The 17,932-nt window shown below is 72.4% G+C and carries 14 protein-coding genes and 1 rRNA gene; 9 read left to right on the forward strand and 6 right to left on the reverse strand.

The features are described from left to right. Nucleotides 1-24: 24 nt before the first annotated feature. Together JOD49_RS11920 and JOD49_RS11925 are read right to left on the reverse strand one after the other, a co-directional pair. Nucleotides 25-987 (reverse strand): hypothetical protein, encoded by a 963-nt coding sequence (locus JOD49_RS11920; protein ID WP_205307380.1) that lies wholly within the window; start codon nucleotides 985-987, stop codon nucleotides 25-27. Continuing rightward, on the reverse strand, nucleotides 984-1,496 hold the full coding sequence (locus JOD49_RS11925) for a hypothetical protein (protein WP_205307381.1): 513 nt from the start codon (nucleotides 1,494-1,496) through the stop codon (nucleotides 984-986). The genes JOD49_RS11920 and JOD49_RS11925 overlap by 4 nt, the downstream gene beginning before the upstream one ends. Nucleotides 1,497-1,672: 176 nt before the next feature. On the opposite strand from JOD49_RS11925, the gene JOD49_RS11930 reads away from it, so the two are divergent. Then, nucleotides 1,673-3,007: an ion channel protein gene (locus JOD49_RS11930; protein WP_205307382.1), complete on the forward strand. Its 1,335-nt coding sequence runs from the start codon at nucleotides 1,673-1,675 to the stop codon at nucleotides 3,005-3,007. A gap of 18 nt (nucleotides 3,008-3,025) precedes the next feature. On the opposite strand, the gene JOD49_RS11935 is transcribed toward JOD49_RS11930, so the two are convergent. Beyond that, nucleotides 3,026-3,247, reverse strand: coding sequence for a hypothetical protein (locus JOD49_RS11935; protein WP_205307383.1), 222 nt, complete (start codon nucleotides 3,245-3,247; stop codon nucleotides 3,026-3,028). 173 nt (nucleotides 3,248-3,420) lie between these two features. On the opposite strand from JOD49_RS11935, the gene JOD49_RS20770 reads away from it, so the two are divergent. The 4 genes from JOD49_RS20770 to JOD49_RS11955 all read left to right on the forward strand — a co-directional run bounded on the left by JOD49_RS20770 (nucleotide 3,421) and on the right by JOD49_RS11955 (nucleotide 9,130). Beyond that, a complete protein-coding gene (locus tag JOD49_RS20770; RefSeq protein WP_205307384.1) occupies nucleotides 3,421-4,605 on the forward strand; it encodes a sensor histidine kinase in 1,185 nt (394 codons plus the stop codon). Further along, a complete protein-coding gene (locus tag JOD49_RS11945) occupies nucleotides 4,602-5,384 on the forward strand; it encodes a response regulator (protein ID WP_205307385.1) in 783 nt (260 codons plus the stop codon). The genes JOD49_RS20770 and JOD49_RS11945 overlap by 4 nt, the downstream gene beginning before the upstream one ends. 112 nt (nucleotides 5,385-5,496) lie before the next feature. After that, nucleotides 5,497-6,297, forward strand: coding sequence for a bifunctional hydroxymethylpyrimidine kinase/phosphomethylpyrimidine kinase (gene thiD, locus JOD49_RS11950; protein WP_205307386.1), 801 nt, complete (start codon nucleotides 5,497-5,499; stop codon nucleotides 6,295-6,297). 154 nt (nucleotides 6,298-6,451) lie between these two features. Continuing rightward, entirely contained in the window at nucleotides 6,452-9,130 is a 2,679-nt protein-coding gene (locus JOD49_RS11955; protein WP_205307387.1) for a phosphoenolpyruvate carboxylase, read from the forward strand. A gap of 301 nt (nucleotides 9,131-9,431) precedes the next feature. On the opposite strand, the gene JOD49_RS11960 is transcribed toward JOD49_RS11955, so the two are convergent. Next, the gene (locus JOD49_RS11960; RefSeq protein ID WP_205307388.1) at nucleotides 9,432-10,214 is read right to left on the reverse strand and encodes a deoxyribonuclease IV; all 783 of its coding nucleotides are present in this window, start codon (nucleotides 10,212-10,214) and stop codon (nucleotides 9,432-9,434) included. A gap of 72 nt (nucleotides 10,215-10,286) precedes the next feature. On the opposite strand from JOD49_RS11960, the gene JOD49_RS11965 reads away from it, so the two are divergent. Beyond that, the gene (locus JOD49_RS11965; RefSeq protein WP_205307389.1) at nucleotides 10,287-10,586 is read left to right on the forward strand and encodes an MTH1187 family thiamine-binding protein; all 300 of its coding nucleotides are present in this window, start codon (nucleotides 10,287-10,289) and stop codon (nucleotides 10,584-10,586) included. 136 nt (nucleotides 10,587-10,722) lie between these two features. Beyond that, nucleotides 10,723-12,210, forward strand: coding sequence for a restriction system modified-DNA reader domain-containing protein (locus JOD49_RS11970; protein ID WP_205307390.1), 1,488 nt, complete (start codon nucleotides 10,723-10,725; stop codon nucleotides 12,208-12,210). Between the two features lie 76 nt (nucleotides 12,211-12,286). Here JOD49_RS11970 and JOD49_RS11975 read toward each other — a convergent pair whose 3' ends face one another. Both JOD49_RS11975 and JOD49_RS11980 read right to left on the reverse strand, forming a co-directional pair. After that, the gene (locus JOD49_RS11975; protein WP_205307391.1) at nucleotides 12,287-13,177 is read right to left on the reverse strand and encodes an ABC transporter permease; all 891 of its coding nucleotides are present in this window, start codon (nucleotides 13,175-13,177) and stop codon (nucleotides 12,287-12,289) included. Further along, nucleotides 13,174-14,223, reverse strand: a complete 1,050-nt coding sequence (locus JOD49_RS11980) for an ATP-binding cassette domain-containing protein (protein ID WP_205307392.1) — start codon at nucleotides 14,221-14,223, stop codon at nucleotides 13,174-13,176. Before JOD49_RS11980 ends, JOD49_RS11975 begins: the two co-directional genes overlap by 4 nt. Before the next feature lie 85 nt (nucleotides 14,224-14,308). Here JOD49_RS11980 and JOD49_RS11985 point away from each other — a divergent pair, with 85 nt between their 5' ends. Both JOD49_RS11985 and JOD49_RS11990 read left to right on the forward strand, forming a co-directional pair. Beyond that, nucleotides 14,309-15,472, forward strand: coding sequence for a helix-turn-helix transcriptional regulator (locus JOD49_RS11985; RefSeq protein ID WP_205307393.1), 1,164 nt, complete (start codon nucleotides 14,309-14,311; stop codon nucleotides 15,470-15,472). Between the two features lie 672 nt (nucleotides 15,473-16,144). Then, nucleotides 16,145-17,665: ribosomal RNA gene (locus JOD49_RS11990) — 16S ribosomal RNA — on the forward strand. Nucleotides 17,666-17,932 lie beyond the last annotated feature (267 nt).

Genomic DNA, 17,932 nt, shown 5'->3' on the forward strand with positions numbered 1-17,932 from the left:
GACGCGAGCTGCGGCGACGTGGGGTCATGGACGGACCGTGACCCCACGTCGCCGCATCTCGACGACGGGGCCCGCAGCGGGGCGCGCACCGTCCTCGCGCCCCGGCCCCGACGACCACCGCCCCGGCACCCGCCGCCCGGGCCGCAGCGCCATCGGCACCGCGACGGCCGCGGCCGTCAGGACCCACGCCGAGTAGTCCAGCCCGAGGAACGCCCAGATGCTGCCGTGCATCGCGGCGACCGCGAGCACGAACGGGACGCGCGTGACCCGGACCGCGAGCCACACCGGAGCCGTCAGCACGAGCACGAGCGCCCCGCCCGCGAGCGCCTGCGTGAGCCACGGCTGGTCGGCGACGGCGTGGACCCATGCCTCCCCGAACGGGGACCCGCCCGCGCCCTGGCGCAGGACCCACGACATGTTGTCGCTGAGGACCCACCCGGTGCCGCTGTGCCGCAGCTTCTGCGCCCCGGTGAGGAAGTACACCGTGGCGAGCGCCGCGAGCGCGGCGCGTGGCGGCCAGCCCCAGCGCGTGCTCCGCTCCGTGGTGGGCAGCGCTCGTGGCGGGTCGCCCGCGAACAGCAGGACGAACCCGACCGTGACCGTCAGGACGTCGGGGTGCAGGACCTTTCCCGAGCTGCCCCACAGGGCGGCGAGAGCGGTGTACGCGCACCAGGCGAGCACGAACCCCGCGCGTCCGGAGCGGCGTGCCACGACGAGCGTCACGCCCAGCAGCCCGGCGCACTGCACCACGACGAGCAGCCAGGCGGGCGGGGCCAGGAGCAGCCAGCCCAGGACGGACCCGTGGTCGGTGAGCGCGGCGGGCCGGTCGGCGACCACGGTCCAGTCGCGCGTGGCCAGGCGCAGCCCGATCACGAGCGCGAGGAGCGTGCGCACCTCGAGCAGCCGGTAGGCGGGACCGGGGGCCACGAGGGCGCGGTCGAGGACGTGAACCGCCCGGCACAGCGACGACCCGGCCGGCCCGCTCACGGCACGACCTCCAGGACCGTCTCGCGCGACCGCTCGACCCAGCCGCTCGCGCTGTCGGGCAAAGTGCGCACCGTGCGTTCGAGCCGGACGGTGCGCACCTCTGCGGGGTCGATCCCCGCCAGGTCCAACCAGGCGGACACCATCTCACGGCGACGCTCGGGTGGGGCCGCGGCGAGGTCCGGGTACTGGCGGGTCGTCGTGGCGAGGGGCTCGGCAGGGTCGGTCGGGTGGACGAGGACGTCACCGTCGTCGGTCTCGGCCACGAGCTCGAGGGTCACGGTCGTGCCGGTCCGTACCGTGCTGAAGAGCCGGTACGCGGTGAGCGGCCACACCTCGGCCTCGGCGGCGGCCGTCACCAGCAGCGTGAGCACGACCCCGTACGTGACACCTCGTGCTCGACGCAGGTCGTGGCGGACCGCACGACCCGCGCGGGTGGTGGCGTCGGGCCAGGGCGCGGCCCAGGCGGGGCGGCGCCCGCGCGTGGTTCGGGCATCGTCGCGGAGGGGCACGCGTCGACCTTCCCAGGCCCCCCGGCACGGGACATCCGCCCGACGGCGGCACTCGCCCTCGCCCCAGGGTGCGGTCCTCGCGGGGTGGGGTCAGCCCTGGGGCTGTTGCGGCGCCGTCGGGCAGGGGGCGCGGGCCCCGGGGCGCGCGCGGGCGGCCCGCGTGCCACGCTGGGCGCATGGCTGCGAGGGACGACGACGCGACCTCCCGCCCGGCGCCGCCCAACCCGCTCCCGCCGGACGCCCCGGCGCTGCGCACGCTGCTGAGGCTGTGCGTGCCCGCGGTGCTGGTCGGGATCGTGTCGGCGCTCGTGCTCTACGCGCTCGACTGGTTGTCGGCGGCGGCCGAGGACCTCCTGTGGACGGACCTGCCGGGATCGCTGGGGGTGGACCCGGACTCCCGCTGGTGGATCTTCGGGATGCTGACCGGCGCGGGACTGCTCGTGGGGCTCGTCGTGTGGCTCGTGCCGGGCCACGGAGGCCGCGACTCCGCGACGACCGAGCTCATCGCGCCCCCGCTGCCGCTCCACGTGCTGCCGAGCCTCGCGGTCGTCACGGTCCTGGGGCTCGCCGGGGGAGTGAGCCTGGGACCCGAGAACCCGATCATCGCGATCAACACCGCGCTGCTCGTCGCGCTGGTCGCGCGGCTGTGGCGCCAGGTCCCCACGGACCTCGTCGTGATGCTGGCCGCGGCAGCGACGATCGGTGCGCTGTTCGGGACCCCCGTCGCGGCCGCGCTCGTGTTCACGGGCGTCGTCGCGGGCTTCCCCCGGGGTGGGCCGCTGTTCGACCGGTTGTTCCTGCCGCTCGTCTCGGCCGGTGCGGGGGCCATGACCATGGACGCGATCGGGCGCCCGTTCGGTTCGATGGACCTGCCCGACCTCGGGGTGCCGGACCTCGGCGACGTCGGCATCTCGCTCGCGGTCGCGACGCTCGCCGCAGGCGCGGCCCTGCTGGGCGTGCTCGCGTTCAGGCACCTGCACCGGTTCTTCCACGGCATGGGGAACCCGGTCCTGTACGTGACGCTCGGCGGCGTGCTCCTGGGGATCCTCGGCGCGATCGGCGGACCGCTCACGCTCTTCAAGGGCTCCCAGCAGTCGTTCGAGCTCGTCCAGCAGCGCGCCGACTTCTCGACGTGGAACCTGGTCCTCATCTTCGCGGTCAAGCTCGTGGCGCTCGTGATCGCGGCCGCGGCGGGCTTCCGGGGCGGGCGGATCTTCCCCGCGGTGTTCATCGGGGTCGCGGCCGGGGTCGCCGTCAACGCGGCCTTCCCCGGCGCGCCGCTCGGGCTCTCGGTCGCGAGCGGCGTCCTGGGCGTGGTCCTGGCCGTCGGGCGCGACGGATGGATCGCGTTGTTCGTCGCGGTCGCGGTCGTGGGGGACGTCGGGGTCCTGCCCGTGCTGTGCCTCGCGATCCTGCCGGCGTGGCTGCTCGTGCGCAGCTTCCCGGAGATGCTCGCGGCCCCCGAGGTCACGGACGTGCCCGTGCCGCGCGCAGGCACGGGCGGCGACTAGCGGCCCTCGGGTACTCGCTCACCCGCTGCCCGGGGCACCCGCCGGACACGCTGCCGGCCCCGACGGGACCGACAGCACCGACATGCTCGACGTCGACAGCGGGGCGTCGCGCGCCACGAGCTCGTACGCCGACACCGCGCTCGCCAGGATCCCGGCCCCGATGACCGCCGCGTACACGCGGTCCGCGAGGGACGGCCGACAGTGATGGACCGGGGGCGGGGCAGGCACGGTGCGGGACATGCCCCGAGCATCGCCCGGCCCACGGACGCGGGGCATCGCTCCCAGGGCGGTACCGGGCCTCGCCGTAGGGTGCCCCGCGCCCCGCCGGGCTCCCTCCTGGGGCGGACGCGCCGTCGTCGGGCACCAGCCCCAGGGCGGTGCCGTGCCCGCAGCCGACTCGCTACGGTGGGGGCGTGCCGCCCCTCCACCGCGCGCCCGTGTGGGCGCAGGACCTCCTCGTCGCCCTCGCGGTCGGTGCGGTCTGGTTCGGGTTCGTCGGCTCCATGTACCGGGGCGACTACTGGCGGCCGCACTTCATCGAGCCGTACTGGTGGACGGGGGCCTGGCTCGTCCTGACGCTCGCCCTGCGGCGGGTCGCGCCCGGGTGGGCCTTCTGGGGCACCGTGACCTTCTACCCCCTGTGCCAGGACGGCGCGGGGGGCAACCAGTTCCACCTCGTGCCGCTCCTGGTCGCGGCCTTCGGCGCGACCCGGCACGGGGCCGTGCCGCTGCCGCTCGCGACGATCGCGGTCACGCTCTCGGGCTGGGCGCTCAACCTCTGGATGCCGCCCTGGCCCGGGTACTCGGCGATCTACGCGTCGGGCAGCCCGTCGGAGATCCTCACCACGGTCGCCCTGGCGCTCGCGGCCGTCTCGCTCGGGTGGATGGTCCGGCGCATCGCGGTGACGGGCGAGGCCCTGCGCGAGCGCAACCAGGAGCTCACGGCCCTGCAGGGCCGCCTCGCAGAGCAGGCCGTGCTCGCCGAGCGCACGCGCATCGCCCGCGAGCTGCACGACGTCGTCGCGCACCACATGGCCGCGATCGTCGTCCGGGCGCAGGCCGCGGACCGTGTCGCGCCCAACCAGCCCCACGCCCCGGCCGAGGCCGTCACGTGGATCGCCGAGGAGGGCAAGAAGGCGCTGACCTCGATGCGCTCGGTCGTGCACGTGCTGCGCCGGGAGGCGGGGGACGCGCTCGAGCTCGCGCCCGCCCCCGCGCTCGTCGACGTCCGTGCCGCGGCCGCGCGCCTCGCCGACGCGGGCCGGGTCGTCGAGCTCGACCTGCCCGACGACCTGGGAGACCTGTCCGCCGAGGTGAGCCTCGCCGTCGTGCGCATCGCCCAGGAGGGCCTGACCAACGTCCTGCTGCACTCGATCGCGCCCCGCGCGAGCCTCGAGATCGTCTCGACCGCCGGCTACGTGCGCGTCGCCGTGCGCGACCCCGGGCCGCCCCTGCCCGACAACCCCGACCTGCACGGCGGCAACGGGCTGCTGAACATGCGCGAACGAGCCCAGTCCTGCGGCGGCACGCTGTCCGCCGGTCCCGACCAGAACGGCGGCTGGCGCGTCCAGGCCGTCCTGCCCCGAGAGGCGACATGACCCACGTCCCCGTCCCGCCCCCGCCGCCGCCCGGGAGCCCGCCCGCGACCGTTCGTGGGCCCCTCGTCGCCGAGAGCCGGGCGTTCGACGAGCCCGTGCGGGTGGTCGTGGTCGACGACCAGGCGACCATCCGTCTCGGCCTGCGCATGATCCTCGACAACGAGCCCGACATCACGGTCGTGGGCGAGGCGGCCGACGGCGCCCAGGGGGTCCAGATGGCTCGCGCCCTCATGCCCGACGTCGTCCTCATGGACGTGCGCATGCCGCACCTCAACGGGATCGACGCCGCCGCTCGGATCGCCGAGGATCCCGACCTCGCGGGCGTGCGCACGCTCGTCCTGACCACGTTCGACGACGACGAGTACGTCTACGGGGCCCTGCGCGCGGGGGCCGCCGGGTTCTTGCTCAAGGACGCCGACCCCGAGTCCCTCGTGACCGCGGTCCACCGGGTCCGCGCGGGGGACGGCCTGCTCGACCCGGGGGTCACGCGCCGGATCATCGAGCGCTGGGTCGAGCTCTCGGACCGGCACGCAGTCGCGGGCGCGCAGAGCGCGGTACGCGCGGGGACGGGCCTCGAGGCCGCGACCCCGCGCGAGATCGAGGTCCTGCTGGCCGTCGCCCGTGGGCTGTCGAACAAGGAGGTCGGGGACGAGCTGTTCCTCTCGGAGGCGACCGTCAAGAGCCACGTCCGCTCGCTGCTGACCAAGGTGGGGCTCACGAACCGCGTCCAGCTCGTGATCCTCGCGTACGAGGCGGGGCTGGTGCGCCCGGGGCGGTGAGCGGCCCGGGGTGCCCGGGCCACCTCGCGTGAGGGCCTGCGGCGCGGCGTAGGCTTTCCCGGGGGCTCGGCCCCGGTCCCACCACTCTTCCTCGAAGGACACAGGCAGCACCATGGTCAACCTCGCGTACGTCATCGCCGGATCGGAAGCCACCGGGGGAGCCGGCATCCAGGCCGACCTCAAGACGTTCCAGGAGCTGGGCGTGTACGGCGTCGGGACCCTGACGTGCATCGTGTCGTTCGACCCGAAGAACGACTGGGGCCACCGCTTCGTCCCGGTCGAGCCGCAGGTCATCGCGGACCAGTTCGAGGCCGCGACCAGCACGTACGACCTCGACGTCGTGAAGATCGGCATGCTCGGCACGCCCGCGACGATCGACGTGGTCGCCGAGTCGCTCGCGAGCCAGCGCTGGCACCACGTGGTCCTCGACCCGGTCCTGATCTGCAAGGGCCAGGAGCCGGGCGCGGCCCTCGACACCGACACCGCGCTGCGCGAGAAGATCCTGCCGTTCGCCACGGTCATCACGCCCAACGTGTTCGAGGCCAAGGTCCTGTCCGGCATGGAGAAGATCGAGTCGATCGACGATCTCGTGGAGGCCGCCGAGCGCATCCACGCGCTGGGTCCGGACTTCGTGGTCGTCAAGGGCGGCGTGGAGCTGCCCGGTCCGGACGCGGTCGACGTCCTGTTCGACGGTCAGGAGATCACGGTCTTCTCCGTCCCCAAGGTGGGCGAGGAGCGCGTGAGCGGCGCGGGCTGCACGTTCGCCGCGGCCATCACGGCCGAGCTCGCCAAGGGCAACGACGTCGAGCGGGCCGTGGGCGTCGCGAAGCAGATGGTCACCGAGGCGATCGAGGCGCGCGTGAGCTCGCACGCGCCGTTCGACACGGTCTGGCAGGGCGCGTTCACGCACTGACCCGGCCCGACGACGTCACGCGCCCGGGCGAGGTCTCCTCGCCCGGGCGTCGTGCTTCCCGGGGAGGGTCCCGCGGGGCTCGTGGCCTCGTACGAGCGACCACCAGGCAGACGCCCCGACGCGCCGGGACGTGGAGCGCCTAGGCTACGGACCCGTGACCGACAACGTTTCCCCCGAATCCACCGACGGCAACGGCCGCACGGGCGCCCGGCACGAGGTCCCGGCGCCGCTGCGCGACGACGTCCGCCTCCTCGGCCGCCTGCTCGGCACGGTCCTGACGGAGTCGGGGGATCCCGCCCTGCTCGACGACGTCGAGCACCTGCGCGAGCTCTCGATCCGCGCGTACGGCGAGCACGCGGACGCCGCGCTCGAGGAGGCCGAGCGTCTCGTCGAGGGCTTCAGCCACGAGCGCGCCGAGCAGGTGGCCCGTGCGTTCACCGTGTACTTCCACCTCGCGAACCTCGCCGAGGAGCACCACCGCGTGCGGGTCCTGCACGACCGCGAGGCCGAGCTCGCGCCGTCGGTCGTCGACGACACGCTGCCCGAGGCCTTCACGCAGCTCGCGGACGAGGTGGGGCACGAGGAGGCGCTCGCTCGCCTCCAGCGGCTCGAGTTCCGCCCGGTCCTCACCGCGCACCCGACCGAGGCCCGCCGTCGGGCGATCTCCGCGTCGATCCGGCGCCTGTCGGGCCTGCTGACCGAGCGCGACGCCCTGCCCGCCGGTGGCGCGTCGCTGGCCGAGAACGAGCGCAAGCTCCTCGCCGAGATCGACGGCATGTGGCGGACGTCCCCGATCCGTGCGGCCAAGCCCTCGCCGCTCGACGAGGTCCGCACCGCGATGAGCGTGTTCGACGCGACCCTCTTCACGGTCTTCCCGACCGTCTACCGCCGCCTCGACGACTGGCTCCTCGCCGACAAGGCCGGCCACGACCGCCCGCTGGCCGCACCGTTCGTGCGCCTGGGGACCTGGATCGGCGGCGACCGTGACGGGAACCCGAACGTCACCGCGGAGACCACGCGCCAGGCCGCGGCCATCGCGGCCGACCACGCGCTCCAGGCCCTCGAGCGCGCGGCCCAGCGGATCGGGCGCACGCTCACGCTCGACGAGCAGGGCACGCCCGCGTCCGACGGCCTGCGCTCGCTCTGGCAGAAGCAGCGCCAGCTCTCCGAGGCCATCACGGCCGAGGCCGCCGCGGAGTCGCCGGCCGAGCCGCACCGCGCCGTCATGCTCGTCGTGGCCCGCCGCATCGCCGCGACCCGCCTGCGCGACGCGGACCTCGCGTACGCGGTGCCCGAGCAGCTCGAGGCCGACCTCAAGGTCGTCCAGGACTCGCTCATCGCGGCGGGTGCGCCCCGTGCGGCCTACGGGGACCTGCAGCAGCTCGTGTGGCAGGTGCAGACCTTCGGGTTCCACCTGGCCGAGCTCGAGGTCCGTCAGCACTCGCAGGTCCACGAGGCCGCACTCGCGGAGATCGCGGAGCACGGCGTGCACGGCACGCTGTCCGACCGCACGCGCGAGGTCCTCGACACCTACCGGGCGATCGGCTCGATCCAGCAGCGCTACGGCATCCGTGCCGCGCGCCGCTACATCGTCTCGTTCACGCAGAAGCCCGAGCACCTGGCCGCGGTCTACCAGCTCGCCGAGCTCGCGTTCGAGGGCGCCGAGGACGCACCCGTGATCGACGCGATCCCGCTGTTCGAGACCTTCGCGGACCTCGAGGCGAGCGTCGAGATCCTCGAGGCGGCGCTCGAGCTGCCCCAGGTCCAGCGCCGGCTCGCGGAGAACGGTCGCAAGGTCGAGGTCATGCTCGGCTACTCGGACTCGTCCAAGGACGTCGGCCCGGTCTCGGCGACCCTCGCCCTGCACTCCGCCCAGAGCCGCATCGCGGAGTGGGCCCAGCGTCACGAGATCAACCTGACGCTGTTCCACGGCCGCGGCGGCGCCCTCGGGCGTGGCGGCGGCCCCGCGAACCGCGCGGTCCTCGCCCAGCCCCCGGGCTCGGTCGACGGCCGGTTCAAGCTCACCGAGCAGGGCGAGGTCATCACCGCCCGCTACGGCGACGCGACGATCGCCGCCCGCCACATCGAGCAGGTGGCTGCGGCGACGCTGCTCGCCTCCGCCCCCTCGGTCGAGCGCCGCAACGCCGAGGCCACCGCGCGCTTCGCCGACGTGGCGTCCGCACTGGACTCCACCTCGCGCGAGCACTTCCACGCTCTCGTGCGCAGCGAGGGATTCCCGCAGTGGTTCTCCGAGGTCACCCCTCTCGAGGAGGTCGGGCTCCTGCCGATCGGGTCCCGTCCCGCGCGACGCGGTCTGTCGGTCGAGTCGCTCGAGGACCTGCGCGCCATCCCGTGGGTGTTCTCGTGGTCGCAGGCCCGCATCAACCTGGCCGGCTGGTACGGCCTGGGCACCTCGCTCCAGGAGTTCGGCGACCTCGAGCGGCTGCGCGAGGCGCACCGCGACTGGCCGCTGTTCGCGACGCTCATCGACAACGTCGAGATGTCGCTCGCCAAGGCCGACGAGCGGATCGCGGAGCGCTACCTCGCGCTCGGCGACCGGGACGACCTCGCGGCCAAGATCCTCGACGAGCTGCGCCTGACGCGCGAGTGGGTCCTCAAGATCAGCGGGAACGAGTGGCCGCTGGCCGGTCGCCGGGTCCTGGGACGTGCGGTCCAGCTCCGCAGCCCGTACGTCGACGCGCTCTCGCTGCTCCAGCTCCGTGCGCTGCGCGGCCTGCGCTCGGGGGCGGAGGGGCAGTACAAGGACGGCCTGCAGCACCTGCTGCTGCTCACGGTCAACGGCGTCGCGGCGGGCCTGCAGAACACGGGCTGACCCTCTCGGTACACCCGCGCGGCTGCCCCCGGGTGCAGCCCCCGTTTCCACCCCCCCCGGTGCCGAGCATGCGGTGGGCGTTCGTCTCGACCCAGAAGCGGACGCCCACCGCATGCTCGGGCGACGCCCACCGCATGGTCGACGGCGGAGCGGTCGCTGGAGCGCACCACCTGCCCGCACCGTCGGCACGGCACTGCCGCCCTGCCCGCGCGCCGCCCGCCCCGCCGCACGGGGAGCGCCCGGGCTCACGCCACCGCCCACCGCACCCCGTGACCCGGGGCGAGCTGCGCCGTCGGGCCGCTCAGCCCAGACGCGAGCGCAGCCAGGCGATGTCCGGGCCCATGTCGCCGTGCGTCTCGCAGACGACGGGCGCCCCGGCGGACGCGATGACAGCGACCAGCTCGTCGGGCGGGATGAGCCCGTCGCCGAAGTGCGCGTGGCGGTCCGCCCCCGAGTCGAACGTGTCCCGGCTGTCGTTCGCGTGCACCAGGTCGATGCGGCCCGTCACGGCGCGGACCTGGTCCGCGGCGGTGGCCAGGTCGATCCCGCCCGCCCAGGCGTGGCACGTGTCGAGCGTGAAGCCGACCTCGTCCCCGCCCTCCGCGGCCCCGATCGCGTCCCACAGCCGCCCGATGCTCTCGATCGTGCGGGCCATCGACCTGGCCCCGCCCGCGGTGTTCTCGATCAGGACGGGCACCTTGGCGTCGAGCGCGTCGATCGCCTTGCGCCAGTTGTCGTAGCCGACCGCGACGTCGTCGTCCGCGGTCACGTGGCCGCCGTGGACGATCACGCCCTTGGCGCCGATCTCGGCCGCGCCGTCGACGATCTTCTGGAGCGACTTGCGGCTCGGGATCCGGATGCGGTTGTTGGTGCTCGCGACGTTGATGACGTACGGCGCGTGCACGTAGAGGTCGAGGTCCGCGGCCGCGGCGTCCGCGCGCAGGGCCTCGGCGCCGCCGGGGTAGGTGAACTCGGCGCCCTTCCAGCCCTGCGGGTCGCCCAGGAAGATCTGGGCCTGGTCGGCGCCGATCGCCCGTGCCTGGTGGATGGCGTCTGCCTGGTCGACGTGTGCTCCGATACGCATGAGCCCCACGCTACGGGTACCGGGGGACGCTCGGCACGGCGAGCGGAGCCGTACGACGGGCATGATGGCCCCATGGCCATCTTCGCTTTCTCCGTCGCCCCGCTCGGTGCCGGCGAGTCCGTCACGGACGCCGTCGCCGAAGCCGTCCGCATCGTCCGCGCCTCGGGCCTGCCGAACCGGACCACGTCGATGTTCACCGAGATCGAGGGTGAGTGGGACGAGGTCATGGACGTCGTCAAGCGCGCCACCGAGGCCGTGGGCGCCGGCGGGCACCGCGTCTCGTTGGTGCTCAAGGCGGACATCCGCCCAGGTCGGACCGGGGAGCTCACCGGGAAGATCGAGCGCATCGAGGAGCGCCTGGCCGAGGACTGACACCGGCTGGGACGCCCCCGTCCCAGTGGGTGAAACGCACTCGTTCGAGTCGCTCGCACGGGCGTCGTAGGCTATGCGGCAACGCCGCCGTCCCGGGCAGCGTTCGAGGTCGCTTCCCGAGCCGCAGGAGACCAAGATGCCCCTCTTCGAGGTGGACGCCGAGCGTCCAGTTCTCGTCCGCCCGTCGCAGCCGGCGGGTGGGGGGTTCGGCACGGTCGCGCAGCGTGTGGTCGACGGCCACCTGGACGGTCTGCTCGGTGAGCAGATCTTCCCCGTCCGGCAGGGGTCGTCGACCGACGAGCCACACCTGCTGGCGCTCGACGCCGCGGGCCTGCCCGTCGTGATCGAGGTCGTCTCGGAGCTGACCGAGGAGACCCTGACCCGGGCCATGAACCATGCCGGTCGCGCGGGGCAGCTCACGCGAGCCGAGCTCGCGAGCCGCTACGCCGGGGGAGCGGCCCGTTTCCAGCAGGACGTCACGACCTTCTACGACAACGTCCCCCTGACGCGGTCGCAGGCGACGTCGCGGGCCACGGGGGCCCGGCTGATCGTCATCTGCTCGAGCGCGGAGGACGGCATCGTCGACGCGCTCGACTTCCTGCGCCAGCCGGGGTCGTCGGTGTCGGTCCTCAAGCTCGGCGTGATGCACGGGGCGGACGGCCGCAGGTTCGTCGACGTCTCGCCGCTCGTGCCCGAGCGCACCGCACGGCCGGCGGCTCCGGCCGCCCCCCGCCGGGCGGCGGTCGAGCCCACGCGCTCGGCGCAGCGCACCGCGGACTTCGCCGAGGGCGTGGCGGTCGGGCGCGCGCTCACGGGCAAGCTGCCGATCGTGACGCAGCGGTCGCGCTCCGACCGTCGGCGAGGCTCGGAGCTCGAGGCCGCGGCGACCGTCTACGGCAGCGCTGCGGGGTCGGCGGACGTGACCGGCACGCTCGAGCCGATCCACGAACCTCTGCTCGGCCGTGGTCCGGCCGCCGAGCTGTCGGTGCCGCCCGTCCCGGAGGCGCCCCCGGTCCCGCCCGTGCCGCTGCTCGCGTCGCCGCCCGTGGACGAGGCGTCCGAGTTCGGCCGCTACTCGTCGACGCAGGCTGCGGAGGACGCGCTGTCGTCGCGCACGCCGAGCCGCGCCTCGATCCTGACGCGCGAGTCCATCCGCACACGCGAGTCGATCCGGACCCGTGAGTCGGTGCTGACGCGGGAGTCCTACGAGGCCGAGGCCCCCGCGTACGACCCGTTGTCGTACCAGCCGCCCGTGAACGTCCCGGTGGTCGACGCCCTGAGCACGATCGACCCGTTGGGCCAGGATCTCGTGCCGGCCCCGCCGCCGCCGTCCGCGTCCGTGCTCGACGACGACCCGGACGACGACCCGGACCTGCACGCCCTCGCCCGCGCCTTCGGCACGCCCGTGTCGCTCGTGTGGTCGCGCCCGCGTCGTGGGCAGCGCTTCGAGGCCGTCCTGTACCCGGACGGTTTCATCGAGTTGACCGACGGCGCCCGCTTCCGTCACCCGGACGCGGCGGCGATCGCGGCGTCGGGCACGGCGACGGCCGACGGGTGGAGCGTGTGGCGCCTGGGCGACGGCGGGCCGAGCCTCACGGACGCGTTCCGCGAGCAGTACGCCTGACGTTCGTGCCGCGCGCGCGGCCGACGGAGGGGTGGCGCGCCGTGGGCGTGCCACCCCTCCGTCGTCCTCGGGGGCGTCAGTCCGTGCTGCGCACCATGGTCCGGATCCCCACGGCCAGCCCGACGGCGGCGGTCACCACCGCGGCGACCCAGCCCCAGGCGGCGGCCGACGAGGTCAGGTCGCCCGCGAAGAGCGCGCGCTCTGCGTCGACCAGGTAGGTCAGGGGGTTGAGGTGGGCCGCGGCCTGCATCCAGCCCGGTCCGGTCTCGAGGGGCAGGAGCATGCCCGACAGGATCATGAGCGGGAAGAGCAGCGTCTGCTGCACGAGCCAGAACATCCACTCCTGCTTGCGCACGGCGAGGGCCAGGGCGTAGCTGAGCGACCCGATGCCCACCCCGAAGATCGCGAGCATGAGCAGCCCGAGCACGGCGCCCACGGGATAGAGCTCGAACCCGAACGGCAGCATCACGAGCACGACCACGACGGACTGCGCCGCGATCGGCACCATCTCCTTGAGTGCGCGTCCCACGAGCAGCGACGGTCGGGACAGGGGCGAGACGAGCATGCGCTCGTGCGCGCCCGTGTTGAGCTCCTGCTGGAGGTTGGCGCCCGTGGTCGAGGTGCCGAACAGGGTCGTCATCACGAGGATCGACGGGACGAACCACTGCCAGACGCTGCCGCCCAGCGTCCCGTCCGCGCCGCCGTCCTGGCCGCTGAGCGTGCCGACGAGCAGGGGGCCGAACAAGGCGAGGAACACGAGCGGCTGCACGAGGCCGAACACGACCGAGAACGGGTCGTGGAGCAGCGGGCGCAGCTCGCGGACCAGGACGATCGAGGTGTCGCGGGCGAGGTGCGCGAGCCGTCCGCGAGGCCGGGCACCGGGGCGACCTGTCGGGCCGGCGCCGCGCTGCGTGCGGGTGGGAGCGGGGCCGCCACGGCCCGTGGTCGTGGTGTCGACGGTGCTCATGCTGCGTCCTTCCCGGAGAGCGCTGCGCTCTCGGTGGTCCGTGCGGAGGGTGAGGTCGCGCCGGGGACGTCCGGCGTCCCCGTCTCGCGCAGGCTGCGGCCGGTCAGCGCGAGGAACACGTCGTCGAGCGTGGGGCGGTGGACCTGGGCCGTGGCGACGACGACGCCCGCGTGGTCGGCCGCGCGCAGCAGGGCCGGGAGCAGCGCGGGGCCGTCCGTGACCCGTGCCGTGACCTGGGTGCCGGCTGCCTCGATCTCCCGGACCCCGTCCGCGCGGGCCACCAGCTGCGCGAGGCGGGCGCCGTCGTCGGGCGTGGTCTCGAGGACCACGCGGTCCCCGGCGAGGTTCGTCTTGAGCGCCTCCGCGGTGTCGTCCGCGATGACCTCGCCGTGGTCGACGACCACGACACGTTCGGCCATGGTGTCGGCCTCGTCGAGGTAGTGCGTGGTCAGGACGATCGTCATGGGGTCGCCCGTGGTGGCGAGCGCGTCGGCCCGCATGCGCAGGACGTGCTCCCACAGGTTGGCGCGGTTGTGCGGGTCGAGCCCGGTCGAGGGCTCGTCGAGGAACAGCAGCGACGGCGAGTGGACGAGGCCCATCGCGACGTCGAGCCGGCGACGCTGCCCGCCCGAGAGGTCGGCGACCTTGCGCGTGCGCAGCGCGGTCAGGTCGAGCGCCTCGAACAGCTCGTCGGCGCGGCGGCGCGCGGCCCGGCGGTCGAGGCCGTAGACGACGCCCTGCGTCACGAGCTCGTCGACGGCTCGCTGGTTGTGGCCCGCGGCGTTGCCCTGCCCGACGTACCCGATGTGGTGACGGACCTGCGCGGGGTGCGCGACGACGTCGTACCCCGCGACGGTCGCGCTGCCCGAGGTGGGCGCGATGAGCGTCGTGAGCATGCGCAGGGTCGTGGTCTTGCCGGCCCCGTTGGGGCCCAGGACGGCGACGAGCTCGCCCGGCTCGATGTCGAGCGAGATCCCGCGCACGGCGTGCACGGTCTCGTGGCGGCTCACGACGAAGTCCTTCGTGAGGGAGCGGGTGTGGATCACGGTGTCCTCCAGGAGTGGGTGATGACTCCACCCTGGCGGAGGTAGAGGTCAGGTTCTGTCCGCTACCTCGTGCGACGCTGGGACCATGCTCGAGACCTCGGCCCGCCTCCTCGCCCTGCTCTCCCTGCTCCAGGCCCGGCGCGACTGGCCGGGGGAGGCGCTCGCGGAGCGCCTGCGCGTCAGCCCGCGCACGGTGCGGCGCGACGTCGACCGCCTGCGCGAGCTCGGCTACCCGGTGCGCGCGACCAAGGGGCCCGACGGCGGGTACCGCCTCGACGCCGGCGCCGACCTCCCGCCCCTGCTGTTCGACGACGAGCAGGCGGTCGCGGTCGCCATCGCGCTCCAGACCTCCTCGGTGGGCGGTCTCGAGGAGCCGGCGCAGCGGGCGCTCGCGACCATCCGCCAGGTCATGCCCGCACGGCTGCGCGGGCGGATCGACGCGCTCGAGGTGACCGCGGTGCCGTCCGCGCGGGACGGGGCGCGCCCGGACGTGGACCCGGCCGTGCTGGTCGCCGTGGGCAGCGCCGTGCGGGCGCGCGAGGTGCTGCGCTTCGACTACGAGGGCGGTTCCTCGCCGCTGCTCGGCTCGGGCGCCGCGGCCTTCCGGGCCCCGCGTCGCGCCGAGCCGCACCACCTCGTGACGTGGGGCGGGCGCTGGTACCTCGTCGCGTGGGACCTCGAGCGCGAGGACTGGCGCACGTTCCGCGTCGACCGCATGACGCCCCGGACGCCCACGGGACCGCGCTTCGCACCGCGCGACCTGCCGGACGTGCCGACCGACCGCGGGCCCGCCGGGACAGGGGCGGTGGGCTCCGTGCGCGGCGGCGGCCCCTCGGGTGCTGGTGCGCCGGGTGCGCCGGGGGCGCGGCCGGGCGGCGACGGCGCTGCCGGGGGATCGCGGGGGAAGGGTGCGGGCAGGGAGCGGCGCGCGAGCCGCGTACCGGGCGCCGACGTCGCCGCGTACGTCGCGCACCAGTTCTCCCGTCCACGGTGGCCCGCCGAGGGCGAGGTGGTCCTGCACGCCCGGGCGGACGACCTCGCACCGTGGGTCGGCGACCAGGGTCTCGTCGAGGCGATCGGCCCGGACCGGTCGAGGCTCGTCGCCGGCTCGTGGTCGTGGCGGGGGCTGGCCGCGTGGGTCGGGATGTTCGACGTCCCGTTCGAGGTGGTGGGTCCACCCGAGCTGCGCGCGGCGGTGCGCGAGATGGGCGCGCGGTACTGCGAGGCCGTCGGGGACGAAGGGTCGTGAGAGGACGGCCGGTGAGTGCCGTACCGGGCACCTCGTCCGCCGTCGGGCGGGAGACCTGGAGGCGTGGAGGCCGGACGGCGGCGCGGTCCTGCCGGAAGCCGTCGCCTGCCCCTGGACGGTGTCGCCCGAGGTGGCGCGCCGTGCCCAGGTGAGCGGTGACCGGGGTCACGCGGAGCCGGGTTGACCGATGCGTTCACCTCCCCGTAATGTTCTCGAAGTCAGCCCGGCAGGGAGAGACAGACACCACTGCGAAGCTCCTCGGAGCCGCCGCGAAGTGGCTGTTCCCCCGGACTGAAATCCGACCTCTTGACCTGGATGCTTCACGCCTCCGGTGCCTGACGTCGGGGATCGACCTCCGAGTTCGGCCCGGTTTGCCGGGTTTGAAACGAAGAAGCCGGTCTGGTAGGTTAGAGAAGTTGCCCCGAGTGAAGGCCCCTGAGGGGTTGGAGTCGGTGCGTGTCGGTTGCTTGAGAACTCAACAGTGTGCTTGATAGTTAATGCCAATTGTCCTGCATGGGCGTGTGGCGCGCACCTTCGGTGTGTGTTGTGTGTTCGTGTTGAGACTTCTTTTGGTATGAATTGAAAACGTCATGTTTTCGGTTTGTAGCCATGATTATGGACCTTTGGGTCCGCTTCGTATGGTTGTTAATCCTTCGGGGTTGATAGCAAACATTTACGGAGAGTTTGATCCTGGCTCAGGACGAACGCTGGCGGCGTGCTTAACACATGCAAGTCGAACGGTGATGCCCAGCTTGCTGGGCGGATCAGTGGCGAACGGGTGAGTAACACGTGAGTAACCTGCCCCAGACTCCGGGATAAGCCTTGGAAACGAGGTCTAATACTGGATACGAGACGCCCCTGCATGGGGAGTGTCTGGAAAGATTTATCGGTCTGGGATGGACTCGCGGCCTATCAGCTTGTTGGTGGGGTAATGGCCTACCAAGGCGACGACGGGTAGCCGGCCTGAGAGGGCGACCGGCCACACTGGGACTGAGACACGGCCCAGACTCCTACGGGAGGCAGCAGTGGGGAATATTGCACAATGGGCGAAAGCCTGATGCAGCGACGCCGCGTGAGGGATGAAGGCCTTCGGGTTGTAAACCTCTTTCAGCAGGGAAGAAGCGCAAGTGACGGTACCTGCAGAAGAAGCGCCGGCTAACTACGTGCCAGCAGCCGCGGTAATACGTAGGGCGCAAGCGTTGTCCGGAATTATTGGGCGTAAAGAGCTCGTAGGCGGTTTGTCGCGTCTGGTGTGAAAACTCAAGGCTCAACCTTGAGCTTGCATCGGGTACGGGCAGACTAGAGTGCGGTAGGGGTGACTGGAATTCCTGGTGTAGCGGTGGAATGCGCAGATATCAGGAGGAACACCGATGGCGAAGGCAGGTCACTGGGCCGCAACTGACGCTGAGGAGCGAAAGCATGGGGAGCGAACAGGATTAGATACCCTGGTAGTCCATGCCGTAAACGTTGGGCACTAGGTGTGGGGCTCATTCCACGAGTTCCGTGCCGCAGCAAACGCATTAAGCGCCCCGCCTGGGGAGTACGGCCGCAAGGCTAAAACTCAAAGGAATTGACGGGGGCCCGCACAAGCGGCGGAGCATGCGGATTAATTCGATGCAACGCGAAGAACCTTACCAAGGCTTGACATACACCGGAAACTTCCAGAGATGGTTGCCCCGCAAGGTCGGTGTACAGGTGGTGCATGGTTGTCGTCAGCTCGTGTCGTGAGATGTTGGGTTAAGTCCCGCAACGAGCGCAACCCTCGTCTTATGTTGCCAGCACGTCATGGTGGGGACTCATAAGAGACTGCCGGGGTCAACTCGGAGGAAGGTGGGGATGACGTCAAATCATCATGCCCCTTATGTCTTGGGCTTCACGCATGCTACAATGGCCGGTACAAAGGGCTGCGATACCGCGAGGTGGAGCGAATCCCAAAAAGCCGGTCTCAGTTCGGATTGGGGTCTGCAACTCGACCCCATGAAGTCGGAGTCGCTAGTAATCGCAGATCAGCAACGCTGCGGTGAATACGTTCCCGGGCCTTGTACACACCGCCCGTCAAGTCACGAAAGTCGGTAACACCCGAAGCCGGTGGCCCAACCCTTGTGGAGGGAGCTGTCGAAGGTGGGACTGGCGATTGGGACTAAGTCGTAACAAGGTAGCCGTACCGGAAGGTGCGGCTGGATCACCTCCTTTCTAAGGAGCATCACTCACAGCCGGCGCCCTCGGGGGCTGGTTGTGCAGAGGCCATGGCACCCGCCGAACGCGTGGGTGGATGGTTGCTCAAGGGTGGAACATTAACGAAGAGCTCGTCCATGACGGTTCGTGTCAGTACCTGCCCACCTTGTGTGGGTGGTGGAACATCACGGGTACGGGGGATGGGTTTGCCAAGCACACTGTTGGGTCCTGAGGGAACCGCCCGCATGGGTGGGGTCGCTCTGAACGGGCCATCGCGTCTCCTGG

This window comes from Oerskovia jenensis, from assembly GCF_016907235.1.
GTDB lineage: Bacteria > Actinomycetota > Actinomycetes > Actinomycetales > Cellulomonadaceae > Oerskovia > Oerskovia jenensis.

Excerpts from the sequence above, each read along its gene's own strand:
- JOD49_RS11975 (WP_205307391.1), bottom strand. The coding sequence starts at position 13,177 with ATGAGCACCGTCGACACCACGACCACGGGCCGTGGCGGCCCCGCTCCC.
- JOD49_RS11930 (WP_205307382.1), top strand. The coding sequence starts at position 1,673 with ATGGCTGCGAGGGACGACGACGCGACCTCCCGCCCGGCGCCGCCCAAC.
- JOD49_RS11935 (WP_205307383.1), bottom strand. The coding sequence starts at position 3,247 with ATGTCCCGCACCGTGCCTGCCCCGCCCCCGGTCCATCACTGTCGGCCG.
- thiD (WP_205307386.1), top strand. The coding sequence starts at position 5,497 with ATGGTCAACCTCGCGTACGTCATCGCCGGATCGGAAGCCACCGGGGGA.
- JOD49_RS11970 (WP_205307390.1), top strand. The coding sequence starts at position 10,723 with ATGCCCCTCTTCGAGGTGGACGCCGAGCGTCCAGTTCTCGTCCGCCCG.
- JOD49_RS11985 (WP_205307393.1), top strand. The coding sequence starts at position 14,309 with ATGCTCGAGACCTCGGCCCGCCTCCTCGCCCTGCTCTCCCTGCTCCAG.
- JOD49_RS11960 (WP_205307388.1), bottom strand. The coding sequence starts at position 10,214 with ATGCGTATCGGAGCACACGTCGACCAGGCAGACGCCATCCACCAGGCA.
- JOD49_RS11945 (WP_205307385.1), top strand. The coding sequence starts at position 4,602 with ATGACCCACGTCCCCGTCCCGCCCCCGCCGCCGCCCGGGAGCCCGCCC.
- JOD49_RS11965 (WP_205307389.1), top strand. The coding sequence starts at position 10,287 with ATGGCCATCTTCGCTTTCTCCGTCGCCCCGCTCGGTGCCGGCGAGTCC.